Source organism: Frigoribacterium sp. NBH87, assembly GCF_014217665.1.
GTDB classification, from domain to species: domain Bacteria; phylum Actinomycetota; class Actinomycetes; order Actinomycetales; family Microbacteriaceae; genus Frigoribacterium; species Frigoribacterium endophyticum.
In genome coordinates this window covers 3,080,085-3,104,769 of the sequence record NZ_CP043650.1, presented here as the reverse complement: position 1 = coordinate 3,104,769, position 24,685 = coordinate 3,080,085, and the positions used below count along the sequence as shown (strand labels likewise).

Annotated in this window: 23 protein-coding genes, 1 tRNA gene and 1 pseudogene; 9 read left to right on the top strand and 16 right to left on the bottom strand. The window is 72.8% G+C overall.

Annotated elements, in window-relative coordinates; genetic code table 11:
- Positions 1 to 16: 16 nt before the first annotated feature.
- From ilvD to F1C15_RS14425, 10 genes are all read right to left on the bottom strand, one after another.
- Positions 17 to 1,729 carry a dihydroxy-acid dehydratase gene (gene ilvD, locus F1C15_RS14470; protein WP_185232010.1) on the bottom strand — a complete coding sequence of 571 codons (1,713 nt, stop codon included), beginning with the start codon at positions 1,727 to 1,729 and terminating at the stop codon, positions 17 to 19.
- A gap of 87 nt (positions 1,730 to 1,816) precedes the next feature.
- A complete protein-coding gene (gene mnhG, locus F1C15_RS14465; RefSeq protein WP_185232008.1) occupies positions 1,817 to 2,368 on the bottom strand; it encodes a monovalent cation/H(+) antiporter subunit G in 552 nt (183 codons plus the stop codon).
- Positions 2,365 to 2,628 carry a monovalent cation/H+ antiporter complex subunit F gene (locus F1C15_RS14460; RefSeq protein WP_056053489.1) on the bottom strand — a complete coding sequence of 88 codons (264 nt, stop codon included), beginning with the start codon at positions 2,626 to 2,628 and terminating at the stop codon, positions 2,365 to 2,367. The genes mnhG and F1C15_RS14460 overlap by 4 nt, the downstream gene beginning before the upstream one ends.
- Entirely contained in the window at positions 2,625 to 3,260 is a 636-nt protein-coding gene (locus F1C15_RS14455; protein WP_185232006.1) for a Na+/H+ antiporter subunit E, read from the bottom strand. The genes F1C15_RS14460 and F1C15_RS14455 overlap by 4 nt, the downstream gene beginning before the upstream one ends.
- Positions 3,257 to 4,855: a Na+/H+ antiporter subunit D gene (locus F1C15_RS14450; protein WP_056053483.1), complete on the bottom strand. Its 1,599-nt coding sequence runs from the start codon at positions 4,853 to 4,855 to the stop codon at positions 3,257 to 3,259. The genes F1C15_RS14455 and F1C15_RS14450 overlap by 4 nt, the downstream gene beginning before the upstream one ends.
- A complete protein-coding gene (locus F1C15_RS14445) occupies positions 4,852 to 5,487 on the bottom strand; it encodes a Na(+)/H(+) antiporter subunit C (protein WP_056053479.1) in 636 nt (211 codons plus the stop codon). Before F1C15_RS14445 ends, F1C15_RS14450 begins: the two co-directional genes overlap by 4 nt.
- Positions 5,484 to 8,450 (bottom strand): Na+/H+ antiporter subunit A, encoded by a 2,967-nt coding sequence (locus tag F1C15_RS14440; protein ID WP_185232004.1) that lies wholly within the window; start codon positions 8,448 to 8,450, stop codon positions 5,484 to 5,486. The genes F1C15_RS14445 and F1C15_RS14440 overlap by 4 nt, the downstream gene beginning before the upstream one ends.
- A gap of 175 nt (positions 8,451 to 8,625) precedes the next feature.
- The gene (gene otsB / locus F1C15_RS14435; RefSeq protein WP_185232002.1) at positions 8,626 to 9,444 is read right to left on the bottom strand and encodes a trehalose-phosphatase; all 819 of its coding nucleotides are present in this window, start codon (positions 9,442 to 9,444) and stop codon (positions 8,626 to 8,628) included.
- Entirely contained in the window at positions 9,441 to 10,946 is a 1,506-nt protein-coding gene (otsA, locus tag F1C15_RS14430) for an alpha,alpha-trehalose-phosphate synthase (UDP-forming) (RefSeq protein WP_056053476.1), read from the bottom strand. The genes otsB and otsA overlap by 4 nt, the downstream gene beginning before the upstream one ends.
- A gap of 103 nt (positions 10,947 to 11,049) precedes the next feature.
- Positions 11,050 to 11,820: a fructosamine kinase family protein gene (locus F1C15_RS14425; RefSeq protein ID WP_156369904.1), complete on the bottom strand. Its 771-nt coding sequence runs from the start codon at positions 11,818 to 11,820 to the stop codon at positions 11,050 to 11,052.
- Between the two features lie 17 nt (positions 11,821 to 11,837).
- Here F1C15_RS14425 and F1C15_RS14420 point away from each other — a divergent pair, with 17 nt between their 5' ends.
- Both F1C15_RS14420 and F1C15_RS16260 read left to right on the top strand, forming a co-directional pair.
- Complete coding sequence (locus tag F1C15_RS14420; protein ID WP_185232000.1) at positions 11,838 to 12,833, top strand: magnesium transporter CorA family protein; 996 nt, start codon at positions 11,838 to 11,840, stop codon at positions 12,831 to 12,833.
- Positions 12,834 to 12,928: 95 nt separating this feature from the next.
- Positions 12,929 to 13,606 (top strand): annotated as a pseudogene (locus tag F1C15_RS16260) (sugar phosphate isomerase/epimerase family protein); the annotation flags it as partial.
- A 116-nt stretch (positions 13,607 to 13,722) separates the two neighbouring features.
- Here F1C15_RS16260 and F1C15_RS14415 read toward each other — a convergent pair.
- Positions 13,723 to 14,877 (bottom strand): SLC13 family permease, encoded by a 1,155-nt coding sequence (locus F1C15_RS14415; protein ID WP_185231998.1) that lies wholly within the window; start codon positions 14,875 to 14,877, stop codon positions 13,723 to 13,725.
- Positions 14,878 to 14,991: 114 nt separating this feature from the next.
- Here F1C15_RS14415 and F1C15_RS14410 point away from each other — a divergent pair, with 114 nt between their 5' ends.
- Positions 14,992 to 15,171 (top strand): hypothetical protein, encoded by a 180-nt coding sequence (locus F1C15_RS14410; protein ID WP_167258785.1) that lies wholly within the window; start codon positions 14,992 to 14,994, stop codon positions 15,169 to 15,171.
- Positions 15,172 to 15,250: 79 nt separating this feature from the next.
- Here F1C15_RS14410 and F1C15_RS14405 read toward each other — a convergent pair whose 3' ends face one another.
- A complete protein-coding gene (locus F1C15_RS14405; protein ID WP_185231996.1) occupies positions 15,251 to 16,525 on the bottom strand; it encodes a mechanosensitive ion channel family protein in 1,275 nt (424 codons plus the stop codon).
- A 61-nt stretch (positions 16,526 to 16,586) separates the two neighbouring features.
- Between F1C15_RS14405 and F1C15_RS14400 the strand changes: the two genes are divergently transcribed.
- The gene (locus tag F1C15_RS14400) at positions 16,587 to 17,420 is read left to right on the top strand and encodes an alpha/beta hydrolase (protein WP_235491150.1); all 834 of its coding nucleotides are present in this window, start codon (positions 16,587 to 16,589) and stop codon (positions 17,418 to 17,420) included.
- A 6-nt stretch (positions 17,421 to 17,426) separates the two neighbouring features.
- Here F1C15_RS14400 and F1C15_RS14395 read toward each other — a convergent pair whose 3' ends face one another.
- A complete protein-coding gene (locus F1C15_RS14395; protein ID WP_185231994.1) occupies positions 17,427 to 17,666 on the bottom strand; it encodes a hypothetical protein in 240 nt (79 codons plus the stop codon).
- Between the two features lie 253 nt (positions 17,667 to 17,919).
- On the opposite strand from F1C15_RS14395, the gene F1C15_RS14390 reads away from it, so the two are divergent.
- Positions 17,920 to 19,461, top strand: a complete 1,542-nt coding sequence (locus F1C15_RS14390) for an amino acid permease (RefSeq protein ID WP_056053453.1) — start codon at positions 17,920 to 17,922, stop codon at positions 19,459 to 19,461.
- Between the two features lie 116 nt (positions 19,462 to 19,577).
- Positions 19,578 to 20,393 carry a hypothetical protein gene (locus F1C15_RS14385; protein ID WP_185231992.1) on the top strand — a complete coding sequence of 272 codons (816 nt, stop codon included), beginning with the start codon at positions 19,578 to 19,580 and terminating at the stop codon, positions 20,391 to 20,393.
- A gap of 352 nt (positions 20,394 to 20,745) precedes the next feature.
- Here F1C15_RS14385 and F1C15_RS14380 read toward each other — a convergent pair.
- A tRNA-Lys gene (locus tag F1C15_RS14380) sits at positions 20,746 to 20,818 on the bottom strand.
- A 98-nt stretch (positions 20,819 to 20,916) separates the two neighbouring features.
- Here F1C15_RS14380 and bcp point away from each other — a divergent pair.
- Entirely contained in the window at positions 20,917 to 21,387 is a 471-nt protein-coding gene (gene bcp / locus F1C15_RS14375; protein WP_167258772.1) for a thioredoxin-dependent thiol peroxidase, read from the top strand.
- 81 nt (positions 21,388 to 21,468) lie between these two features.
- On the opposite strand, the gene F1C15_RS14370 is transcribed toward bcp, so the two are convergent.
- Positions 21,469 to 21,927 carry a hypothetical protein gene (locus F1C15_RS14370; RefSeq protein WP_255465313.1) on the bottom strand — a complete coding sequence of 153 codons (459 nt, stop codon included), beginning with the start codon at positions 21,925 to 21,927 and terminating at the stop codon, positions 21,469 to 21,471.
- Positions 21,928 to 22,096: 169 nt separating this feature from the next.
- Here F1C15_RS14370 and F1C15_RS14365 point away from each other — a divergent pair, with 169 nt between their 5' ends.
- Positions 22,097 to 22,345, top strand: a complete 249-nt coding sequence (locus tag F1C15_RS14365) for a WhiB family transcriptional regulator (RefSeq protein WP_056053444.1) — start codon at positions 22,097 to 22,099, stop codon at positions 22,343 to 22,345.
- A 73-nt stretch (positions 22,346 to 22,418) separates the two neighbouring features.
- Here F1C15_RS14365 and F1C15_RS14360 read toward each other — a convergent pair whose 3' ends face one another.
- Positions 22,419 to 23,912 carry a sensor histidine kinase gene (locus tag F1C15_RS14360; protein ID WP_185231990.1) on the bottom strand — a complete coding sequence of 498 codons (1,494 nt, stop codon included), beginning with the start codon at positions 23,910 to 23,912 and terminating at the stop codon, positions 22,419 to 22,421.
- 174 nt (positions 23,913 to 24,086) lie between these two features.
- Between F1C15_RS14360 and F1C15_RS14355 the strand changes: the two genes are divergently transcribed.
- Entirely contained in the window at positions 24,087 to 24,638 is a 552-nt protein-coding gene (locus F1C15_RS14355; protein WP_185231988.1) for an Rv3235 family protein, read from the top strand.
- The last annotated feature ends 47 nt before the right edge of the window (positions 24,639 to 24,685 follow it).

The following is a 24,685-nucleotide window of genomic DNA, read 5'->3' as shown; positions in this document are numbered from 1 at the left end:
CGGCGGGGACGGTCGTCTAGTAGGTGACGGCGCCCTCCGCGGCGGAGCGGACCTGGCGCGCGTACTTGGCGAGGACACCGCGGGTGTAGCGCGGGGGAAGAGGAGCCCAGCCGTCGCGGCGGGACTCGAACTCGGCGGGATCGACGAGTAGGTCGATGGACCGAGCGGCGATGTCGACCCGAATCAGATCACCATCGCGCACGAAGGCGATCGGACCTGCGTCGACCGCTTCGGGAGCCATGTGGCCGATGCACAGGCCGGTTGTGCCGCCTGAGAATCGTCCGTCCGTCAAGAGTAGTACATCTTTTCCGAGCCCTGCGCCCTTGATGGCCGCCGTGATGGCGAGCATCTCGCGCATGCCGGGGCCGCCCTTCGGCCCCTCGTAGCGGATGACGACGACGTCGCCCGCGACGATGCGGCCCTCGGTGAGGGCGTCCATGGCGCCGCGCTCGCGCTCGAAGACCTTCGCCGGCCCCTCGAAGAGCGAGGCGTCGAAGCCGGCCGTCTTCACGACCGCGCCCTCGGGGGCCATCGTGCCGCTGAGCACGGTGAGGCCGCCCGTCGCGTGGATGGGGTCGTCGAGCGTGCGGAGCACCTCGCCGTCGAGGGGGGCGGGCTGGATGTCGGCGAGGTTCTCGGCGACCGTCTTGCCGGTCACGGTGAGGCAGTCGCCGTGCAGCAGGCCAGCGTCGAGGAGCGCCTTCATGACGACGGGCACGCCGCCCATGCGGTCGACGTCGTTCATGACGTACTTGCCGAACGGCTTGAGGTCGCCGATGTGGGGCACGGTGTCGCCGATGCGGTTGAAGTCGTCGATGGTGAGGTCGACCTCGGCCTCGTAGGCGATGGCCAGCAGGTGCAGCACGACGTTCGTCGAGCCGCCGAAGGCCATGGCGACGGCGATGGCGTTCTCGAACGCCTCCTTGGTGAGGATGTCGCGCGTGGTGATGCCGAGCCGCAGCATGTTCACGACGGCCTCGCCCGAGCGGTGGGCGAAGTAGTCGCGGCGACGGTCGGCCGATGGCGGCGAGGCCGAGCCGGGCAGGCTCATGCCGAGCGCCTCGGCGACGCTCGCCATGGTGTTGGCCGTGTACATGCCGCCGCAGGCGCCCTCGCCCGGGACGATCGCGCACTCGATGGCCTTGAGGTCGGCGTCGCTGAGGTTGCCGGCCTTGTGAGCGCCGACCGCCTCGAACGAGTCGATGATCGTGACGTTCTTCTCGGTGCCGTCGCTGAGCTTGACCCACCCGGGGGCGACGCTGCCCGCGTAGAGGAAGACGCTCGCGAGGTCGAGGCGGGCCGCGGCCATCAGCATGCCGGGCAGCGACTTGTCGCAGCCGGCCAGCAGCACCGAGCCGTCGAGGCGCTCGGCGTTCATGACGACCTCGACACTGTCGGCGATGACCTCGCGCGACACGAGCGAGAAGTGCATGCCCTCGTGGCCCATCGAGATGCCGTCGGAGACGGAGACGGTGCCGAACTGGAGCGGGTACCCGCCGCCGGCGTGCACGCCCTCCTTGGCGCCCTGCGCGAGGCGGTCGAGCGAGAGGTTGCAGGGGGTGATCTCGTTCCAGCTGCTGGCGATGCCGATCTGGGGCTTCTCCCAGTCGCCGTCGCCCATGCCCACGGCACGCAGCATGCCCCGGGAGGTGGTGGCTTCGACGCCGTCGGTGACGACGCGGCTGCGCGGCTTGATGTCGACCTCGGGCTGGGTGTCCTTCACTGGCATGGGTCGAGTTTAGGGCCCGCCGCCGTCAGCGACGCCCACGCCCCGGACGGAGGCCTCGGCGGCCCGGCAGGGCGGAGGAGCGCCGGCTCAGTCCAGGCCGGGGTCGACGTCGTGGTGCCGACGCTCCTGGTGCTCGCGCTCCCGCGCGGGGTCGTCGTGCTCCTCGTCGTCGCCCTCCGAGTCGTCGAGCCCGTCGAGCCGCTCGATCTCGACGGCGAGCACGTCGGCCGACCCGACCGGCAAGGTCGAGGTGTCGACGTCGGCGAGGGACTCCCCGTCGCCGACCAGCTCCTCCCCCGCCCTCGCGACGGCGTCGTCGAGCTCGTCGACGACCAGCAGGTCGCGACGCAGGTCGCCGTTGCGGTACCCGGCCCGACCGATCATGTGCGCGGAGATCGGCGCCGTGAGCATCTGGAAGACGAGGACGACGAGCAGGGAGGCGACGGTCGCCAGGGTGTGCTGGTCGAGCGCGATCGCGGCGAGCATGAGGATGAGCCCGAAGATCTGCGGCTTCGTGGCGGCGTGCATGCGCGAGAGCGCGTCCGGGAAGCGGAGCAGGCCCACGCCCGCGGCGGCGGAGAGGAGGGCCCCCGCGAGGAGGAGGACGGAGCTGGCGACGTCGTAGGCGGTCTGGCTCATGACGGGTCCTGCCTCGACACGTAGCGGGCGACGGTGATCGACCCGAAGACGGCGGTGAGCGCGAGGACGATGATGACGGGCAGCGTCCGGGTGTGGTGGCCGGACACCATGTCGGCGGCGAGCACGCAGATGAGGGTCGTGAGCAGCATGTCGCTCGCGATCATGCGGTCGAGGATCGACGGCCCCCGGACGATGCGCCAGACGGAGGCCAGGGCGGCGAAGGCGAACAGGATCCCGACGATCCACTCGACGGCGGTCACGAGGCGGCTCCCTTGTCTTTCTCGTTCACGAGGCGGTCGTGGCCCGTGGGGTCGGTCGCCGGGTCCTCCGTCGCCGGCGTGCCCTCGGCGATGCGCCGCAGGTCGTCGGCGCTGCCGAGGGCCCGGGCGATCCTCTTCTCGAAGCCGAGCACAGAGGCGCGCACCTGCTCGACGCCGTCGGCGTCCTCCACGGCGAGGGCGTGCATGTAGAGGATCGAGCGCTCCCGGTCGGCCTCCACGACGAGCGACCCGGGCACCAGCGAGGCGGCCTCGGCCACCAGGGTCATCACGAAGTCGGAGCGCGTGTGCAGCTGCACCGCGACGATCGCGTTGCTCGTCACGCCGCGGGGCCGCACGGCCTTCCACGCCACCTCGACCGAGGCGACGACGAGGTCGGCCAGGAAGCGGACCACGAAGACCAGGGCCCAGCCGAGGTTGAACCGCCCGCTGAGCTCCACCGGCGGGAGGAAGAAGACGCGCGTCACGAGCAGCGCGACGAGCACCCCGGTGACCGCGGAGAGCACGGTCAGCTGGTTCCAGAGGAACATCCAGAGGACGACGAGCCCGACCAGCAGCGGCAGCTGCCGCAGCAGGCTCCGGCCGACCTCGTGGGCGGAGGGGCGCGGCGTCACGGGGTGCCCTCCTGGTCGTCCGAGGCGGTGTCGCCCTCACCGGTCGGGAAGACGAGCTGCACGTACTCGTTCGAGCCGTACACGCGACCGGCGGCGCGCTCGGCGACCCCGTAGAGCGGGCCGGCCGCGACCGTGAGCACGAGCGAGACGAGCACCATGCCGGCCGTCGCTCCGATCATGGTGCGGGGGTTCGCACGGCGCTTCTGCACGACGGTGCGGCCGGGAGCCTCCTCGAGACGCTCGGTGAGCGGCGACTCGTGGTCCTCGACGTCGGCGCCGGGACGCCAGAAGGCGAGGTTCCAGGCACGCATCAGCGCGTACAGCGTGAGCAGCGACGTCAGGGCTCCCGCGCCCAGCAGGACGTAGACGAGCGGGTCGTGCAGCCGCGCCCCGGCGTCGAAGAGCGCCACCTTGCCGATGAACCCGGAGAAGGGCGGGATGCCCCCGAGGTTGAGCGCAGGGATGAAGAAGAGGACGCCGATGACGGGCGCCGCCTTGAGCAGGCCGCCGAGGCGGAGGACGGAGGCGGTGCCTCCCCGTCGTTCGATCAGCCCCGCGCCGAGGAAGAGGGTCGTCTGCACGGTGATGTGGTGCACCACGTAGTAGATCGTGGCCGCGAGCCCCTCGACGGTGCCGAGGGCGATGCCGAAGATCATGTAGCCGATGTGGCTGACCAGGGTGAACGACAGCAACCGCTTGATGTCGGCCTGGGCCACCGCGCCGAGGATCCCCACCACCATCGTCAGCAGCGCGATGATCAGCAGGTAGACGTTGACGTTGCTCTCGACGAACAGGACGGTCTCGGTGCGGATGATCGCGTACACGCCGACCTTGGTCAGGAGGCCCGCGAAGACCGCCGTGACCGGCGCGGGGGCCGTCGGGTACGAGTCGGGCAGCCAGAACGACAGCGGGAAGATCGCGGCCTTGATGCCGAAGGCCGTCAGCAGCATCACGTGGATGATCGTCTGCACGTCGGGCGGGATCTGGTCCATCTTCTGCGCGATGTCGGCGATGTTCACGGTGCCGAGCGCGCCGTAGATCATGGCGATCGACGCGAGGAAGAGCACGCTCGAGAGCAGGCTCACGACGATGTAGGTGACCCCCGCGCGGATGCGCTGCTCCGTGCCGCCGAGCGTGATCAGCACGTAGCTGGCGATGAGCAGCATCTCGAAGCCGACGTAGAGGTTGAAGAGGTCGCCCGCCGCGAAGGCGTCGAACACGCCGGCGGCGAGGATGAGGTAGGTCGGGTTGTAGATCGACACCGGGGCGTCGCCGTCGCCGTCCGCCGAGCCCTGCCCGACCGAGTACACGAAGACCGCCAGCAGCACGATCGACGAGATGACGAGCATCAGCGCGGCGAGGCGGTCCACCACGAGGAGGATGCCGAAGGGCGCCTCCCACCCGCCGATCTGCACGGCGATGGCCCCGTCACGGTCGACGACGACCAGCAGGACGACGCTGATCACGACGACGACGGCCAGCGCGGCGATCGACAGGACCGCCTGGAGGCGGGGGCGCCGGGTGGCGATGAGCGCGGTGGCCGCTCCGAGCAGCGGGACGAGCACCACGAGCGGCACGAGGAAGTCGACGTTCACGGTCGGCCTCCCTTCGGCCCGGTCGGGCGGTCGTCGTCGTCAGTGCGGTAGCGGCCCACGTCGCGGGCGCGCTCAGGGTGGAGCGGGTCGTGGTGCGGTGCGTGCTCGGGGTCGGCCAGGGGCACGTTCTCGCGCGGCGCGTGGTCCCACGCGTCGTCGTCGTCGGGGTCGTGCGGCGACTCGGGGACGGCCGCCTCCGCCCGCGAGCCGAACTCCGTGTCGCCCCCGGCCTCGTCGTCCGCGTCGGACTGCTCGGCCTCCTCCTCGGCGGGCACCCCCCGGATGCCGATCTCGAGGTCCTCGAGGTCGTCGGCCACGTCGTCCTCCTGGGCCAGGCGCCAGGAGCGGTAGATCAGGGCGAGGAGGAACGCGGAGACGCCGAAGGTGATGACGATCGCCGTGAGCACCAGGGCCTGCGGCAGAGGGTCGGCGAACGACGACTCCGGCACCTCGCCGTCGGCGATCGGCGCCTCGCCGCTCCGGCCGGACATCACGAGGATGAGGATGTTCGTCGCGTTGCCGACGAGCAGGAAGCCGAGGAGGACCCGGGTCATGCTGCGCTCGAGCATGAGGTAGATGCCGCACGCGTACAGCGCGGCCATCACCACGACGAGGACGAGGGAGACGCTCACGATGCCGCCCCCTGCTTCGTCGTCGCGGTGACCGAGGCGTCGCCCCGGTCGTCTTCTTCTTCTTGACGGTCGACCTCGGCCCCCAGGCTGCGGAGCACGTCGAGGACGAGGCCGACGACCACGAGGTAGACGCCGACGTCGAAGAACGTCGAGGTGACGAACTCGACGTGGCCGAAGAGCGGCAGCTCGCCCTCGACCCAGGTCGAGGTCAGGGCGTCGACGCCGAGGAAGAGCGGGACGACCGCCGTCGCGACGATGACCAGGAGCCCGGTGCCCAGGACCTTGCCCGCGTCGAGGGGCGCGGCGGCCCCGAGCTCGAACCGCCCGCCCGCGAGGTACCGCGCGACGAAGGCCATGCCCGCGACGAGACCGCCCGCGAACCCGCCGCCCGGGAGGTTGTGCCCGGCGAAGAGGAGGTAGATCGAGACCACGACGATGGCGTGGAAGAGCAGCCGGACGACGACCTCGAGCAGGATCGAGCGGTTCTGCGGCGCGAGCTTGCGCCCCGCCAGCAGCCAGGCCCGGCGGTCGCCCTCGACGTCGCTGGTGTCGGCGGCGGTCGCCGAGAGCTGGCCGCCCCCGGGCAGCTCGGGCGCCGCCTCCATCTCGGGCCGGACCCGGGCGAGGAAGCGCTGGGCGCGGCTGCGACGGGCAGGCCGGGGCAGCATGTCGGTGCGCGAGGTGAGGAAGACGAGGCTCGCGACGCCGGTGGCCGCGACGATGAGCACGCTGATCTCGCCCATGGTGTCCCACCCGCGGATGTCGACGAGGGTGACGTTGACGACGTTCTTGCCGTGCCCCCCGGTCACCGCGAGCTCGGGGAACGCGCCGCTGATCGTCGGCATCGACCGGGCGCCGAGGGCGACGACCGCGATGGCGGCCATCACGCACCCGACCGAGATCGCGATGACCGCCCGGGCGGCCCGGTGGGTGCGACCGTTCCGCTCGCCGAGGCGCGCGGGCAGGCGGCGGAGGACGAGGACGAACGCGATGAGCGTGATGGTCTCGATGAGCGCCTGGGTGAGGGCGAGGTCGGGTGCCCCGTGCAGGGCGAAGAGCGCCGCCATGCCGTAGCCGGTGACGCCGACCAGCACGACCGCCTGGAACCGCTTGTTCGAGCGGGCGGCGGCGACCGCGCCGATCACCATGAGGCCGCCGATGGCCAGCTGGGCCGGGTAGTCCCACAGGACGGCCGCCTCCGGCCAGCTCCTGTTCAGCGAGAGGGTGACGATCGACGACGCCACGAAGACCACGAGGATCGTCGCGAGGTAGAAGGGCAGCGAGCCGCGCTGCGTCGCCGCCGTGGTGCGCGACGCCGTGCTGTCGATGGTCGTCATGATCCGGACGTACCCGTCGGAGGCGCGGGGCATGAACGAGGCCGCCTTCTGCAGGCGGGCGACCGGCTCCCGCTGCCAGAACAGGAGCGCGCCGACGACGAGGGTCAGCGCCGTCAGCCCGAGGGCCGGCTCGAGCCCGTGCCAGAGGGCGAGGTGGTACGGGCCGTGGTCGCTCTCGACCGCGGGGAGGGTGTCGGCGTAGAGCGCGAGGACGGGGTCGAGGGCGCCGGCGGCGGCGCCGAGCCCGAGGCCGAGCAGCGCGAGGACGGCCGGCGAGACGAGGAAGTCGACGTGCTCCTTGACGAAGTCGACGGGCTCGACGCCGGCCTTGCGCGCGAAGGCCCCCCAGAGGAATCGCAGGCTGTAGGCCGTGGTGAGGATCGAGCCCAGCACGATGCCGACGAGGGCGACGACGCCCCAGGCGCTGCCGTGCTCGGCGTCCGAGAGGAGCGCGCTCAGCACGGCCTCCTTCGCGACGAAGCCGAACGTCGGCGGCACGCCGGCCATCGAGGCCAGGGCCAGCACGGTGATGACGAAGAGCAGCGGAGCCTGACGGCCGAGGCCGCTGAGCTTCCGCAGGTCGCGGGTGCCCGCCCGGTGGTCGACGATGCCGACGACGAGGAAGAGGGTGGCCTTGAAGAGGGCGTGGGCGACGAGGAGCGCCAGCCCGGCGAGGGCGGCGTCGCGCGTGCCGTAGCCGACGACGATCGTGAGGAAGCCCAGCTGGCTCACCGTGCCGTAGGCCAGGACGAGCTTGAGGTCGTGCTGGCGGAGGGCCCGGTAGCCGCCGAGGAGCATCGTCACGACGCCGACCGTGACGACGATCTCCTGCCAGCCGGGCGAGTCGTGGTAGCCCGGGGCGAGCCGGGCGACGAGGTAGATGCCCGCCTTGACCATGGCCGCGGCGTGGAGGTAGGCGCTGACGGGGGTCGGCGCCGCCATGGCGGCGGGCAGCCAGAAGTGGAACGGCACGAGGGCGGACTTGCTCAGCGCCCCGACGAGCACGAGCACGACCGCGACGGTGACGGCGGACCCCGCCGGGGGCGACTCCACCAGGCCCTCGAGCGACGAGGTGCCGCCCTCCACGGCCAGGATCACCAGGCCCACGAGCATCGCCAGGCCGCCCGCGGTCGTGACGATCAGCGCCTGGAGCGCCGCCCCGCGGCTCGTCTGCTTGGCCGTGTAGTGCCCGATGAGGAGGTACGAGAAGACGCTCGTGGCCTCCCAGAAGACGAAGAGCACGAAGACGTCGTCGCTCGTCACGAGGCCGTACATGGCGCCCGCGAAGGCGACCAGGATGGCGGCGAAGCGCGGCAGCGACTCGTCGTCGCGGCTGAAGTAGCGCGCGCAGTAGAGCAGCACGAGCGCGCCGACGCCGGTGACGACCAGGGCGAGCACCCACGCGAGCACGTCGACCCGGAGGGTCAGGGCGATGCCGAGCTGCGGGATCCACGGCACCGACTCGACGACGACGTCGCCGGCGAGGACGGCGGGGCCCTGCGTGGCCGTGTAGACCGCGACGGCGGCCGGGACGAGGGCGGCGACCACGAAGAGGCGCGTGCCGAGTCGGCGGCCGAAGGCCACGACGACCGAGGCGACCGCGAAGGCCAGGAGTGCGACGATCACGCGGGGCACCTCCGTCAGGCTGTCGAGTTCGTCGGTCGCGCCGGGCGGGCGGCGACGAGGAGTCGGGCGGAGAGTCCACCCTACCTGTCGGTCACCTGGGAGGACCGCCCGCGCGACGCGGGGGCACTACGCTGCGCCGAGCGGACAGCCGCGGTCCCTGTCGGGGCGGGCGTCGTCAGGCGTGCCCGAGGTGGTCGCGCAGGTCGGCCAGCTCGGTGAGCAGCCGGGCCATCGCCTCGGCGTCCGCGACGCGGTGCCGCGCGACGGTCTCGGCCGGGCCCACCTTGACGCCGAGGTCGCCGTCGCCCAGCGAGCGCAGGGCGTCCTCGTCGGTGACGTCGTCGCCCGCGAAGAGCACGCCCGTCGCGTCGTAGTGCTCGCGCAGCCGCGCCACGCCGTCGTCCTTGCCGGTGGGCCGCACGGCGTACTCGCGGACGTTCTTGCCCTCGCGCTCGTGCACGCCGGGCTCGTCGGCGAGGCGCTGCCGGACGGCGGCCCGCACCTCCTCCGTCGTGGCGGCGTCGGCGAGGCGCGTGTGCAGGGCGAGCCCCGCGGGCTTCTCCTCCACGTAGACGCCCTCGCGCCCGGCCGCGGCGCCGTGCAGGGCGTCGGAGATGACGGCGCGGCGCGCCTGCTCGTCGTCGCTCAGGGTCGTCGTCTCGCCGTCGATGCGCACCTCGATGCCGTGCGAGCCCACGAGGACGACCTCCTCCGGCACGTCGGCGATCTGGAGCAGCGACGAGATGTCGCGGCCGGAGACGAGGGCGACGGTGGTGTCGCCCATCGCGACCAGCCTGCGGATCGCGTCGACCGACTCCGGCAGGGCCCGCGCCTCCATCGGGGCGTCGACCTCGGGAGCGAGCGTGCCGTCGAAGTCGAGGGCCACGAGGAGGCGCGGGGTCGTCGCGAGACGGCCGAGCGCGTCCGAGAGGGCCCGGTCGGCCTCCCCGGGGCGGGCGTCGCCGGTGCTGCGGGTCTGGTCGTCGGCGCTCACGCGTCGCCCCCCTCGGTCTCGGCGGCGTCCGCCGGCTGCGTGATCTGCTGCCCGGGCCGCACGTTCTCGAGCGCCTGGAGGAACGAGGCGCTCCACGCCTCGACGTCGTTCTCGAGCACGCGGCGCCGGAGCGAGCGCATGCGGGTCGTGCGGTCACGCTTCGGCATCTCGATCGCCCGCATGATGGTGTTCTTGAGCCCGCCGATGTCGTGCGGGTTGATCAGCAGCGCGCTCTTCAGCTCGTCGGCGGCGCCGGCGAACTCGCTGAGCACGAGCACCCCGTCGTTGTCGCGGCGGACGGCGACGTACTCCTTCGCGACGAGGTTCATGCCGTCACGCAGCGCCGTGACGAGCATGATGTCGGCGGCGAGGTACAGCGCCACCATCTCTTCGCGGGGGTAGCCGTGGTGGTGGTAGCTGATGGCGGTGTGGCTCATCGTCGCGTAGTCGCCGTTGATGCGGCCGACCGTCAGCTCGATCTCGTCGCGCAGGGTCTTGTAGGTCTCGACGCGCTCGCGGCTCGGGCTGGCGACCTGCACGAGCGTGGCGTCCTCCACGCTCAGCCGCCCGTCGGCGAGGAGCTCGCCGAAGGCCTTCATGCGGTGCCGGATGCCCTTGGTGTAGTCGAGCCGGTCGACGCCGAGCATCACCGTCTTCGGGTTGCCGAGCCCCTCGCGGATCTCGCGGGCACGGGCCTGGATCTCGGGCCGCGCCGCGAGCTCCTCGTAGCTGGCCGCGTCGATCGAGATCGGGAAGTGCTTCGCGAGCACCCGGCGCACCTTGCGGCCGCGACGCGAGACCACGGCGGCCTCGTCGTCGACCGGCACCTCGACGTACGGGCGCGTGGTCGAGTAGCCGAGCAGGTGGCGGACGGCCCGTGAGAAGTTCGACGCGTCGTCGCCGCGCTGGAAGCCGATGACGTCGGCCCCGAGCAGGCCCTCGAGGATCTGCCGACGCCAGGGCAGCTGCGAGAAGATGCCGAGCGGCGGGAAGGGGATGTGGTTGAAGAAGCCGATGGTCACGTCGGGGCGGGCCTCGCGGAGCATCTTCGGCACGAGCTGCAGCTGGTAGTCCTGCACCCAGATCGTGCCGCCCTCCTCCGTGATCTCGGCGGCGCGGTCGGCGAAGCGCTGGTTGACCTGGACGTAGGCCTCCCACCAGACCCGGTGGTAGGTCGGGGCGGCGATGACGTCGTGGTACAGCGGCCACAGGGTGTCGTTGCTGAAGCCCTCGTAGTAGCGCTGCACCTCCTCCGCGCTGAGCGGCACGGGCACGATCTCGATGCCCTGGTCGACGAAGGGCTCGAACTCGAGGTCCGGCTGCCCGGCCCAGCCCACCCAGGCGCCGTCGTTCGCGCGCATGACGGGCTCGAGGGCCGTGACGAGGCCGCCGGGCGAGTGCTGCCAGCTGGCGGTGCCGTCGTCGGCGACGACGCGGTCGACCGGCAGGCGGTTCGAGACGACGACGAAGCCGTAGCGGTCGGGCGTGGTGGTGTCAGGCATGGGTGGAGCTCCGTGGGTTCCCCCCGCGTCGACGCAGGGACGGTCAGATTATCAGCGCGCCCCCGCCGGGGATCAGGGTCGTCCCCCGGCTCTCCTCCCCCGCTCAGCCGAGCCGCAGCACCGCCTCCGCCGCCTCGGCGAGCGCCCGGCCGTACGACCGGCCGTGCCCCGCGGCGTGGACGGCGAGGGGGTGCAGCTGGTGCAGGGGCACGCGCTCCCGCCAGCCGGGTCGCAGCGGGGAGCGCTCGTCGTACCCGGCCAGGACGTCGTCGAGGTGCGGGCAGCCGAACAGCTGGAGCATGGCGAGGTCGGTCTCGGGATGTCCGCCGTGCGCCGCCGGGTCGATCAGCACGACGCCGTCGTCGCCGAACAGGACGTTGCCGGCCCAGAGGTCGCCGTGCAGCCGGGCGGGCCGCGCGCCGTCGTCGAAGGCGCCGGCGGCGACCGCGTCGCAGGCCGTCTCGACCGCGTCCAGCTCGTCGGTGGTCAGGGTGCCCGCGTCGTGGGCGAGGTACGCGAAGGGGCGCACCCGCTGCTCCGCGTAGAAGGCGCCCCACGAGTCGGAGGGCTCGGTCGCCTGGGGGCGACGCCCGATGAAGGAGGCGCCCCGCCAGCCGGCGGGAGGCGCACCGAAGGCGTCGGCGCCCGCCGCGTGCGTGACGCTCAGCGCCGCGCCGAACGCGCGGGCGGCGGCGGGCCCGGGCCGCGCCTCCGGCACCTCCTCCAGCACGATCCGGCCGGGGCCGACCTCGAGGACGCGCGCCGTGCGGACGCCGCCGTCGGGCGCCGCCTCGGCGAGCCAGGCCAGGCCCGCGGCCTCCGCCTCGAAGAAGCCGTCGGGGGCGTCGGGGCGCTGCTTCACGTGCGGGGTCACGGGAATAGCATGCCCCCATGACGACGGCCCAGACCGAGACCCGCACGCCCACGCAGACCCGGGCGTACCGGGACGGGCGGCTCGTCGCGGAGGCGTTCCCGCTGGCCGAGGTCAGCGACCACCTCGAGCGCGACTGCACCGTCTGGGTGGACTTCACCGACCCCACGGCCGACGACCTCGCCCAGCTGGAGGACGAGCTCGACCTGCACGAGCTCGCCGTCGAGGACGCCCTGGTCGGCGGGCAGCGCCCCAAGATCGACCACTACGAGGGCCACCTCTTCGCCGTGCTCTACGACGTTGCCCTCGACGCCCGCTCGGGCGTGCTGACGACGAGCGAGGTCAAGGCGTTCCTGACGCGGCGGGCGCTCGTCACCATCCACCACCCCGAGTTCGACGTCGCGCACCTCGCGGCGACCTACGACCAGAACGTCGAGCTGGCCGCGCACGGCGTCCCCTTCCTGCTCTGGGGCCTCGTCGACAGCGTCGTCGACCGGCACTCGGCCGCGACCGACGCTCTCGACGACGAGATCGAGGGCATCGCCGACGACCTCTTCGACCCGGCACCTCGCACGGTCGACGTGCAGAAGCGCTCGTTCGCGCTGCGCAAGAGCCTCGTGCTGCTGCGCCGGGTCTCGGCGCCGATGCGCGACCTCGTCGCCACCCTGCTGCGACGCGACCTGCACGACGTCGACCCCGTGATGCAGCCCTACTTCCAGGACGTGCAGGACCACGTGCTGCGGGTGGCCGAGCAGAACGACAGCCTGCGCGACCTCGTCTCGACCATCCTCGACACGAACCTCGCGCTGCAGTCCAACCGCATGAACGACGTGATGAAGAAGGTCACCAGCTGGGCGGCGATCATCGCCGTGCCGACGGCCATCACCGGCTTCTACGGGCAGAACGTGCCGTACCCGGGCTTCAGCGAGGTGTCAGGGTTCGTGACCTCGTGCGTGCTGATCGTGGGGGTGGGCGGCCTGCTGTGGTGGCAGTTCCGGAAGCGCGACTGGCTCTAGCGGCCGCGTTGGCCCGCCGTTCGCCCGACGTTCACGCTCGGCCCCGCGGCGTGGTCACGCCCCGGTCGTAGCCTGGCCGCGTGATCACGGTCGGCATGAGCACGTCCTGCGTCTTCCCGCGACCGGCCGACGAGGCCTTCCGCCTCGCCCGCCGGGTGGGCTACGGCGGCGTCGAGGTGATGGTGACCGCTGACCGGGGCAGCCGCGACGCCTCGCTGCTCCGCGCCTCCGTCGCCCGGTGGGGCCTGCCCGTGCTGTCGGTGCACGCGCCGGTGCTGCCGGCGGCCCACTTCGCCCTGGGTCGCGACCAGCGCGACAAGCTGCTGCGCTCGGCCGAGCTGGCCGCGGAGCTCGGGGCGCCGACCGTCGTCGTGCACCCGCCGTTCCGCTGGCAGCGCCGCATCGCCGCCCGCTTCGTCGAGGTCGTGCGCGACGTGGAGGCCGCGACGGGCGTCGAGCTCGCCGTCGAGAACATGTTCCCGTGGCGCCTCGGCCCGGTCGTCGCCGACGTCTACTCCCCCGGGCACGACCCGGTCCGCCTCGACGTGGCGGCGACCACGCTCGACTTCTCGCACGCCGCCGTCGCGGGCCGCGACGCCCTCGACCTCGCGCTGGCGCTCGGCCCGCGCCTCCGTCACGTCCACCTCTGCGACGGCACCGTCTCGGCCCGGCCGGGCGGCCTCGTCGACGAGCACCTCGTGCCGGGCACGGGCACGCAGCCGGTCGCCGAGGTGCTCTCGCACCTGGCCGCCTCCGGCTGGAGCGGCGCGGTCGTCGCCGAGGTGCACGCCGACCGGCGCGGGGCCGGCGAGGAGTCGCTGGTCGACGCCCTCCGCCGCACGCTGTCGTTCGCCCGCGAGGCCCTGCGCGCGCCCCGGGCCGCGGTCGGTCAGGCGACCAGCACGGTCGCGACCACCGCGAGCGGCACCGCCACCACCGCGACGACGAGGCCGCCGAGCACGATGCGCCCCCAGGCGACCTCGACGCCCATCGACGTCAGTCGGCCGTGCCAGAGCAGCGTGGCCAGCGAGGCCCAGGGCGCGACCAGGCAGCCGATGTTGACGCCGATCAGCACGGCGACGAGCCGCAGCGGCGACCCGGCGACCGGCTCGAGCGCGAGGTAGGCCGGCAGGTTGTTGGCGACGTTGGCCGCGACCGCGCTGCCGCCCGCGAGGCGCAGCAGGTCGGGCAGGCCCTCGCCCGACCCGACCAGGGCGGCGAGCGCGTCGGCGAGCCCGAGCGAGTGGGCCGCCTCGACGACGACGAACAGGCCGCTCGCGAAGACGAGCGTGCCCCAGGGCACGAGGCCGATCCGCAGCACGGACGGACGGCGGACGGCGGTGGCGACGACGAGCACGAGCGCGGCGGCCGCGGCGGGGATCCAGACCTCCACGCCCGACACCAGGGCGGGGACGAGCAGGGCCACGGCGGCGGCGGCGACGCCGAACAGGACGCGGTCGGCCGGGGCCTCCGCGGCGGGCGGATCGAAGCGGCCGCGGAGCTCGCGGCGGTAGCGGAGCCCGACGGCGGCGACCGGCACGACGGCGCCGACGACGGCGGCCGGGGCGACGAGCGCGGCGAAGCTCAGGGGCGACGGCGAGCCGAGGGCGTCGAGCGCGAGGAGGTTCGTGAGGTTCGACACGGGCAGCAGCATCGAGCCGGTGTTCGCGAGCCAGACCGTGGTCAGGGCGAAGGGCAGGGCCGGCAGGCCCACGCGCCGGGCGATCAGCACGACCACGGGCGTGAGCAGCACGGCCGTGGTGTCGAGCGACAGGAAGACCGTGCAGACGAGGGCGAGCACGACCACCGCGGCCCAGAGCACGACGACGCGGCCTCGGGCGGCACGGGCGGCGACCCCGGCCAGCCAGGAGAACAGCCCGGCCTCGGCGGCGAGCTCGGAGACGACGGTCAGGGCGACGACGAAGCCGAGCACCGGGGCGACCCGCTCGACGAGCGCCAGCAGCTCGTCTCCGGTGAGGACCCCGGCGACGAGGGCGACGGCCCCGACGACGAGCAGGACTGCTCCCAGGACGGCTGTGCGCACGGGTCTCCTCGGGCGGGACGGGCACGGCACGGGCGCCGGGCAGCTCACCATACACAGCCGTGCCCCTGAGGGCGCCCCCGGGTAGCGTGGAGCCACCGACCACAGGAGAGACCAGTGCGCAAATTCCTTTTCAACGGGGCCATCATCAGCTCCGCCTTCTCGGGCCTCAGCCTCATCAAGAGCCTCGCCGCGGGGCCCCGCGACTGGCGCCTGCTGCTCACCGCCGTGGCCTGGGCGGCCACGACGGCGATCGCGGTGGGCAACGTCGTCGAGGCCGCGAAGTCCGACGACTGACAGCTCCCCACACGACGAAGGAGGCGCGCCCCGGGTGACCGGGGCGCGCCTCCTTCGTTTCGTGCGGGCGCCGAAGGACCTAGCGGTCGGGGCGCCCGTCGCCCCGGCCGTCGGGCCGACCGGCGACGTGCGGGTCGTGCTCGGCCTCGGCGCCGAGGGACGAGGCGTAGGGCCGGGGCGCGGGGTCGGCGTCGTGGACGATCGGGATCGGGATGGCCTGCGTGAAGAGCGCCGTGCGCTCGCTGTCGGCGTTCTCACCGGTGAAGAGCCCGCCGGAGCCGGAGCTCGACGCGGCCGGGCGCCGCGGGCGGACGGGCTCGGCGTCGACCATCTGCACGCGGCTGCGCGGCACGCCCTCGGGGGCCTGGGCGTGCAGCCACGTCACGAGGTCCTCCCGGACGAGGCAGCGGAGGTCGAAGAGCGTGCCGGCGTCCTTCGCCGTCACGAGGACCCGCACGCGCACGTAGCCGCCCGTGGCGTCGGTCACCTGCAGCACCTTCGTGCGGCCGTCCCAGAGGTCGGTGCCCGCGAGGATCCGGTCGAGCTCGACGCGCATGGCCCCCGTGTCGACGCGCCAGTCGAGGTCGAGCTCGACGGCGCCGAGCAGCTCGCTGGTGCGTCGGGTCCAGTTCTCGAAGGGCGTCGTCGTGAAGTAGGTCGACGGCAGCACGAGCCTCCGGTCGTCCCAGATGTGCACGACGACGTACGACAGCGTGATCTCCTCGATCAGGCCCCACTGCCCCTCGACCACCACCACGTCGTCGATGCGGATGGCGTCCGAGAACGCGAGCTGGATGCCCGCGAAGACGTTCGCGAGGGTCGACTGCGCGGCCAGGCCCGCCACGACCGAGACGAGGCCGGCGCTGGCCAGCACGCTCGCGCCGACCGCCTCGACGCCGGGGAACCCGAGCAGCACGGCGCCGAGGGCCAGGACGACGACGACCACCATGGTGAGGCGGCGGAGGATGAGCACCTGCGTGCGGACGCGCCGGGCCACCCGGTTGTCGGGGGTGTCGACCCGGTAGCGGGCCAGCCCGAGGTCCTCGAAGAAGATCGCGAGCGCGCCGACGAACCAGGCCACGACGACGATGACCGCGCACCGGAACAGCTGCGAGACCGCCTCCTGGCCCGGCCAGGGCGTGCCGAACATGGCGTCGAACGACGTCCGGAGCGCGATCGTCAGGAGCACGACCAGCAGCGTCCACCGGAACGGCCGTCGCATGCGGGCGACGAAGGCGGCCGCCCACTCCTTCCGCTTCGCGACGAATCCGAACACCCAGCCGACGGCGGCGGAGACGACGAAGGTGAGCACGACGGCGGCGGCCACCGAGATGACGAGCTGTATCCAAGGCATCCGTCCACCCTGTCGGACCCTTGCCAGCGAGGTCCAGGCGGGCACCCGCCACACTGAGACCGTGAGACAACGCACAGCTTCCCGTCACGACGCCGCCACCCCCTCGACCCCCGCCCGACACCGCAGCCGGGCCCGGCGCGTCGCGAAGGCGATCGGCCTCGGGGCGTTCGCCGTCGTGGTCCTGGTGGCGGTCGGCTTCTTCACGTGGGCGAAGCTGCCCATGTCGGCCACCGCCTCCTCGCTCCGGGCCGTGGCCGACGACCCGCGGGTCGCCGTCACCGACCGCCCCGACCTCGTCGTCATGCGCCCCGCGCAGACCGAGGCCCTCGACCAGGGCCTCGTCTTCGTCGCCGGCGCCCGCGTCGACCCGCAGGCCTACGAGGAGGTGCTCTCCGGGCTGGTCGCGACCGGCGTCACCGTGGTGATCGAGCGCCCCGTGCTCGGCTTCGGCCTCTTCGACTGGCGGGGCCTCGACCACTTCACGGCCGCGGCCCCCGAGGTGACGAACTGGGCGGTGGGCGGGCACTCGCTCGGCGGGGTGCGCGCCTGCGGCTACGCGGCGGACGACCCCTCGGTCGACGGCCTCGTGCTGTTCGGCTCGTACTGCGCGACGACCGACCTCTCGGGCGACGACGACCTGCCCGTGCTGAGCCTCTCCGGCAGCGACGACGGCCTCAGCACGCCCGACGACGTCGAGCGGTACCGCGACATGCTGCCGGCCGACGCGACGATGGTCGAGATCGACGGCTCGAGCCACGCCCAGTTCGGCTCCTACGGCGAGCAGTCGGGCGACGGCACGCCCGCCCTGACCGACGAGGAGGCGCGGGCCAGGATCGACCGGGAGCTCACCTCGTTCTTCGCGACCGTGGGCGACGGCGCGCCCGCGGGCGGCTGACCCGGGTCAGACCGAGCGCTTGCGGAGGCGGAGCGCCTCGAGGGCGAGGCCCTGGCTGACGTAGCGGCCGAGCTCGTCGGCCCAGCGCGGGTCGGTGCCGCGGAGGGCCACGTAGGAGTCGCGGTCGGACCTCACGAAGCCGAGCACGCGGTCGGGGGTCGAGACCTGGACGAGGTCGGGGGCGACCGACCGGGTGAGGATGCGGGCGCTGCGACGGAGGGGCTCGATGCTGGTCGTCGTGCTCACGGGTGGTGCCTTCCTGCGGCTCGGGCGCTGCCCGGCTCGGTGGTGCGGATCGTTCGGCGCCGCCCTCGGTGGGGGACGGCCAGGAGTGACGCTACCCGCGCCTCCCCCTCCGGGCCCTGGTGTTCCGCTGTGCGTCGTCGGTGGTCTCACTGAGGCGGTCCCGGGAGCGGGGTACACGGCGGCTCCACGACCGTCGACCCGGCCCGACGTCACGGACGTGCAGGGGGCGTACGTCACGCTCTAGGGTCGATATATGACCACTCCCCGCGACCACGACGGCGACTCCACGACCGAGCACGTCCCGCAGGACTTCAGCCACGAGCAGGCCGGGTTCCAGCACGGGCTGAAGCCCCGGCAGCTGCAGATGATCGCGATCGGGGGCGCCATCGGGACGGGGCTGTTCCTCGGGGCGGGCGGCCGCCTCGCGAACGCCGGCCCGGCCCTGGCCGTCGTGTTCGCGATCTGCGGCGTGTTCGCCTTCTTCATCCTCCGGGCCCTCGGCGAGCTGGTCCTGCACCGTCCGTCGTCGGGGTCGTTCGTGTCGTACGCCCGCGAGTTCTTCGGCGAGAAGGCGGCCTACGCGGCGGGGTGGATGTACTTCCTCAACTGGGCGATGACGGCCATCGTCGACGTCACGGCGGTGGCCCTCTACCTGCACTACTGGAGCGCGTTCACGTCGGCGCCCGACTGGCTGCTGGCGCTCGTCGCCCTCGCGGTGGTGCTCTCGGTCAACCTCCTGGCGGTCAAGGTCTTCGGCGAGATGGAGTTCTGGTTCGCGATCATCAAGGTCGCGGCGCTCGTGGTCTTCCTGGTCGTCGGGGTCGTCTGGCTCGCCGCCTCCTTCCCCGTGACGAACGGCGGCGAGGCCGTCGACACGGGCTGGTCGGTGATCGCCGCCAGCGGCCTGCTGCCGAACGGCCTGCTGCCCGCCGTCATCGTCGTGCAGGGCGTGGTGTTCGCGTACGCGGCCATCGAGCTGGTCGGCACGGCGTCGGGCGAGACCCAGCACCCGGAGAAGGTGGTGCCCCGCGCCATCAACACCGTCATCATCCGCATCGCCGTCTTCTACGTCGGCTCGCTCGTGCTGCTGTCGCTGCTGCTCCCGTTCACGGCCTATCGGGCCGGCGAGAGCCCGTTCGTCACGTTCTTCAGCAGCATCGGGTCGCCCGAGATCGGCGAGGTCGCCGGCTCGATCATGAACTTCGTCGTCGTCACGGCCGCGCTCTCGAGCCTCAACGCGGGCCTCTACTCGACGGGTCGCGTGCTGCACTCGATGGGCATGAACGGCTCCGCGCCGAAGTTCACGACCGTCATGTCGAAGGGCGGCGTGCCGTTCGGCGGCATCCTCCTCACTGCCGGCATCACCCTGCTGGGCGTCGGCCTGAACGCCGTCGTCGGCGCCAGCGCCGCCTTCGAGATCGTGCTCAACATCGCGTCGCTCGGCATCCTGACCGCGTGGGGCACGATCATCCTCTGCCAGATGCGGCTGCGGCAGTGGGCGCGGCAGGGCAAGGCGAAGGAGCCCTCGTTCCGGCTGCCGGGCGCGCCGGTCACCAGCTGGCTGACGCTCGCCTTCCTGGTCGCCGTCCTCGTGCTGATGGCGATCGACTGGCCGATCGGGTCGCTCACGGTGGCGTCGCTCGTGCTGATCATCCCGCTGCTCGTGCTGGGCTGGTACCTGCAGCGTGATCGCATCCTCGCCGCCGCCCGCCTCCGCGAGGGCATGACCGGGCCGTACCCGGTGACCGGGCGCGACGCGGCTGCGCAGCACCCGCGCGACGACGACGGGGCCTGAGGGCCGGCACGCCGTTCCTCCACGGGGCAGCCCTCCTGCGGCGGCCCTCCTCCCCCTCCTCCCCCTCCTCCCCCAGGATGACGACACCGACGGTCCGGTCGCCCTACCGTCGTCCCGTGACCGAGACCACGCAGGGCCGCCTGATCGATCCCGTCGAGTCGACGCTGGTCTCGCCCGGGTCGGGCGTCGTCGAGGGCCTGCTCGCGCGGACGACGTCGGTGCGCGACGGGGCGGCGACGGTCGCCCTGGCCACCGGCACGGGCTGGTCGCTGGTGCACGCGGTCACGACGTCGTGGGGGCCGTTCCTCCGGGAGCGCGCGCTGCAGCACGAGCTCAGCCACTTCGGGCCCTTCCTCGACCCCGGGGTCGTCCTGGCGCTGCTGTGGGTCGCCGCCGTGGCGGTCGGCCTCGCCGGCCGGTGGGGCATCGCGCGAGGCTGGCTGGCCGTCTCCCTGCTGCTCTGCCTCGTGCTGCCCGTCACGGGCCGTGACGGCTTCGACCTGGGCTGGGACGGCCCGACGAGCACGACGCTGGGGTTCGTCGGAGCCTGCGCGATCGTGGCGATGGTCGGCACGCCGCGGTCGCCCCGGCTCGTCGTCGGGGGCACCGTCGCCGTCGCGGTCCTCACCGCCGCCGTGGCCGTCGCCCACGGCCTCGGCCAGACCGCGCGGGGCTGGTTCTGGTCCGGCCCGCTCCAGGCCGCCACGCTCCTCCTGCTGATGCTCGCGGCCCTCCTCGCGGCGGTCGTCCTCGCCCGTCGTCGCCGGGCCACCGCGGCCGCGGTCGTCGTCGTCTCGCTCGTCCCGTGGGCCGCCGTCTACGCCGTCGACGTCCTCGCCGCCTCCCAGGACCCGGCGTCACCCCTCCCCACCGCTCTCCTCGCCGCCACGCTCCCCCTGGCCGCCCTCCTCACCCCCCGCCCCGCCCCCTGACCCGCGCCGGACCGAGCAGCGCCCCCGCCGCCCCCCGAACGAGCGAAGCGACGTTCCCCCGCTCAGGCGCGCGAAGCGCCGCCGCCCCGGAACGAGCGAAGCGACGTTCCCCCCCCTGAACGAGCGAAGCGACGTTCCACCCCGGCGCGCGAAGCGCCGCCGCCCCGGAACGAGCGAAGCGACGTTCCACCCCGGCGCGCGCAGCGCCGCCGCCCCGAGCCACAGCGACCTGGCGGGTCAGACCCCCGCCCCGCCCGACGACGAGCCGCGTGTCCGCGGAGCGGACAGAAGCGTGGAACGCGAGATCCCCCGCTGCCCAGCGAAGCGGGCACACGGGGGATCAGATATCGCGTGCACCCCCTCGGACTTGAACCGAGAACCCACTGATTAAGAGTCAGTTGCTCTGCCAATTGAGCTAGAGGTGCGTGCTGCGGGACGTTCCGCAACGAGGAATGACTCTAGCATGTCCGGAGACCCCCTGAGAACCACCGGCACGCCCGTCGTGCCGCGAGATCGGAGAAGCATGTCCACCACGCTCGAGAAGGGCGCCCCGGCGCCGTCGTTCACCCTGCCCGACGAGTCGGGCGCGCCGGTGTCGCTGTCCGACTTCGCGGGGCGCCGGGTGATCGTGTACTTCTACCCGGCGGCGTCGACGCCGGGCTGCACGACGGAGGCCTGCGACTTCCGCGACAACCTGAACTCGCTCGCCTCGGCGGGCTACCAGGTGCTCGGGGTGTCGAAGGACGAGCCGGAGGCGCTGCGCCGGTTCAAGGACGAGCAGGGCCTGACCTTCCCGCTGCTGAGCGACCCGGAGCTGACCGTGCACCAGGCGTACGGCGCCTACGGGGAGAAGAACAGCTACGGCCGGGTCGTCACGGGCACGATCCGTTCGACGTTCGTGGTCGACGAGGACGGTGCGGTCGAGCTGCCGCTGTACAACGTGAAGGCGACGGGCCACGTGGCGATGCTCCGCCGGAAGCTCGGCATCGACTGACCGACGGCCGCGTCCCACGACGAGGCCCCGTCCGCGACCGCGGGCGGGGCCTCGCGTCGTCAGCACGCGTGCGGGGGCGCGTCAGTACGCGTGCGGAGGCGCCTCGTCGCGGATGGACGTCTGGGCGACGACGCTCGGCACGAGCAGCAGGACGACCACGACCACCGCGGGCACGATCAGCCAGAGGCCGACCGCGGCGTTCGCGAAGACCCCCTGGAGGCTGCCGACGCCGACGGCGATCTGGAGCACCTGCCAGACGATCGCCGCCCCTCGGATCCAGGCCCGGCCGCGCAGCACTCCGACGACGACGGCCCCCAGCCAGACGGTGGCGAGGAGGGTGAGGACGAGGATCGCGGTGGCCGAGGCGTAGGAGTCGGGGCGCACGGTGACGAGCTCGATCAGCAGGTAGGCGGTCGCCACCCCGAGCAGGGCCGTCTCGGCGGAGAGCAGCAGGACGAGCAGCCAGAGGAGAGCGCTCCGCCGCGGCCTCGCGGACAGTTCTGTCTCGTCGTCGGGCTCGGTGTCGCGGGCGTCGGTCACGCTGGGGCCTCCATGAAAATCCTTGATCTGGCTCCCCCAGTATGCGAGCATATTCGAGGTCGAAGTGACGGGCACATGGTGGTGCGCGCCTCCCGAATTCTCATCTTTCCCCCATCCGGAACCTGGTGCTTCGACGCGCCGGTCCAGCATTTAAAAGGAGTACCCATCGATGGATTGGCGTGACAAAGCCGCGTGCCTGACAGCTGACCCCGAGCTGTTCTTCCCGGTCGGCAACACCGGCCCGGCCGTCGACCAGATCGACAAGGCGAAGAGCGTCTGCGGTCGCTGCACCGTCACCGAGACCTGCCTGCAGTACGCCCTCGAGACCAGTCAGGACTCGGGCGTCTGGGGCGGCCTCAGCGAGGACGAGCGCCGTGCGCTGAAGCGCCGCGCCGCTCGCGCCCGCCGCGCCAGCTGACCGCTCAGCACAGCACCGACGACGAAGCCGGCCCCCGAGGGGGCCGGCTTCGTCGTGCGTGGGGCCGGGCGCGCTAAGCCTGGGTGAGCCACCGGAACGGGATCTCGATGGTGACCTCGGTGCCGCTGCCGACCAGCGTGTGCCAGTCGATGGTCCCGCCGAGCTCGCCCTGGATCAGGGTGCGGACGATCTGCGTGCCGAGGCCCGACCCGACCTTGCCCTCGGGCAGGCCCACACCGTCGTCGCGCACCTTCACGGTGAGCTGCTCGTCGTCGCGCTCGGCGACGATCTCGACCTCCCCGTCGCGGCCGTCGAGGCCGTGCTCGACCGCGTTGGTGACCAGCTCGGTGAGCGCGAGGGCGAGCGGGGTCGCGTACTCGCTCGGCAACGCGCCGAAGCTGCCCGTCAGAGTCGGCCTCACCGTCGTGTTGTGGCTCGAGGCGACCTCCGCGATGAGCATGAGCACGCGGTCGAAGACGGTGTCGAAGTCGACGTTCTGGCTGAGGCCCTCGGAGAGGGTGTCGTGGACCACCGCGATCGACGCGACCCGTCGCATGGCCTGGGTCAGCGCCTCGCGCGCGACGTCGGTCCGGGTGCGGCGGGCCTGGATGCGGAGCAGCGAGGCCACCGTCTGCAGGTTGTTCTTGACCCGGTGGTGGATCTCACGGATCGTGGCGTCCTTCGTGATGAGCTCGCGCTCCTGGTGGCGCAGCTCGGTCACGTCGCGGCAGAGCACGATGGCCCCGACCCGCTCGCCCCGGTCACGGAGCGGGATCGCCCGGAGCGACACGGTGACGCCGCGGGCCTCGATGTCCGTCCGCCACGGCGCGCGGCCGGTGACCACGAGCGGCAACGACTCGTCGATGACGAGCTTGCCCTGCAGCAGCCCGGTGGTGACCTCGGCCAGCGACTCCCCCTCGAGCTCGCCGGCGAAGCCCATCCGGTTGAAGGCCGAGAGGCCGTTCGGGCTGGCGAAGGTCACGAGGCCGTCGACGTCGAGGCGCAGCAGCCCGTCGGAGGCGCGGGGGGCACCGCGACGCGGCCCGGTCGGTGCCCCGAGGTCGGGGAAGTCGCCGGCCGCGATCATCGAGAAGAGGTCGTTGGAGCACTGGTTGAAGGTCAGCTCCTGACGGCTGGGGGTCCGCGCCTCGCTGAGGTTGGTGTGGCGGGTGATGACCGCGATGGGAGCGTCGGTGACGTCGGGGCGGCTTGCCCCGAGGCGACGGAGCACGGGGACGGCGCGGACCCGCGTCGGGGTCTCCTCGTACCAGTCGGGCGCGGCCGAGTCGACGATGCGGGTCGTGGTGAAGGCCTGCTCGATCTGCGTGCGCCACTCCGGGCGGACCTCCTGGCCGACGAAGTCCCGGTAGAACAGCGTCGCCGAGCTCGACGGGCGAGCGTGGGCGACGGCGACGAAGCTGTCGCCCTCCGTGGGCACCCAGAGCACCATGTCGGCGAACGCGAGGTCCGCGAGCAGCTGCCAGTCGCCGACGAGCAGATGGAGCCACTCGACGTCCGCCTCGGTGGAGCGGCCCTGGGCGAGAACGAGATCACTGAGCGTCGACACCGCCCCAGTCTAGGTCGACGTGCGAGAGGGCCCCTGCCCCTCCCCTGCCGGTGGGCAGACCCGATTGTCCACAGGCCGGCCACGGCCCTGTCGTGACATGGAGGACATGTCATATGTTGAACGCGAGTAGTCACCGAAACGACGACGAAGTCCCCCGACGAAAGTCCGAGCCTGATGCCCGTCCCTGCCGTGGCCGCCGCCACCGATCCCGTCCCGGACGACGAGCGGGCCGATGCAGGAGGCCGCCGCCTCCACGCCGTCACCGGCACCGAGCACGCGCCGGTCACGACGACCGACGCGACGCCCGAGGCTCCCCCGGTACCGCGCCTCCTGCACGCCGTGGACGACGCCCCTGCGGCCGCCCGTGGTCCCGTGGCGCCGCCCAGCCTGCCCGACGCCGCGGTCGCCGCGGAGGGCCTGGCACGGTGCGTCCTCGAGATCCTGGCCGGTGCACGCGACCTCGACCAGGTCTCCCGGTGGATGAACGGCGAAGTGTGGGCCGTGCTGCAGAAACGGGTCCGACTCGCCGCCCGCGCCCGCGAGGCGAGCGGCGTCCGGAGCCAACGGCCCGTGTTCCGGGTGGGCCGTGTCCACGTCAGCGAACCCGCCCCGGGGGTCGCCGAGACGGTCGTCGTCGTGCACGGGCGCGCCCGGACCAGGTCGGTGGCCATCCGTCTCGAGACGACCGGCCGCCGGTGGCGCGCGACGGCCCTCCACGTGCTCTGACCGCGACGCCCCGGCAGCACGGCCGGGGCCCCGTTCCGAGACGACGA

Bases quoted from the DNA above. Each gene is read 5' to 3' on its own strand.
- ilvD (WP_185232010.1), bottom strand. From the start codon at position 1,729: ATGCCAGTGAAGGACACCCAGCCCGAGGTCGACATCAAGCCGCGCAGC.
- mnhG (WP_185232008.1), bottom strand. From the start codon at position 2,368: ATGAGCCAGACCGCCTACGACGTCGCCAGCTCCGTCCTCCTCCTCGCG.
- otsA (WP_056053476.1), bottom strand. From the start codon at position 10,946: ATGCCTGACACCACCACGCCCGACCGCTACGGCTTCGTCGTCGTCTCG.
- F1C15_RS14420 (WP_185232000.1), top strand. From the start codon at position 11,838: ATGACGACGGCCCAGACCGAGACCCGCACGCCCACGCAGACCCGGGCG.
- F1C15_RS14405 (WP_185231996.1), bottom strand. From the start codon at position 16,525: ATGCCTTGGATACAGCTCGTCATCTCGGTGGCCGCCGCCGTCGTGCTC.
- F1C15_RS14390 (WP_056053453.1), top strand. From the start codon at position 17,920: ATGACCACTCCCCGCGACCACGACGGCGACTCCACGACCGAGCACGTC.
- bcp (WP_167258772.1), top strand. From the start codon at position 20,917: ATGTCCACCACGCTCGAGAAGGGCGCCCCGGCGCCGTCGTTCACCCTG.
- F1C15_RS14365 (WP_056053444.1), top strand. From the start codon at position 22,097: ATGGATTGGCGTGACAAAGCCGCGTGCCTGACAGCTGACCCCGAGCTG.
- F1C15_RS14355 (WP_185231988.1), top strand. From the start codon at position 24,087: ATGCCCGTCCCTGCCGTGGCCGCCGCCACCGATCCCGTCCCGGACGAC.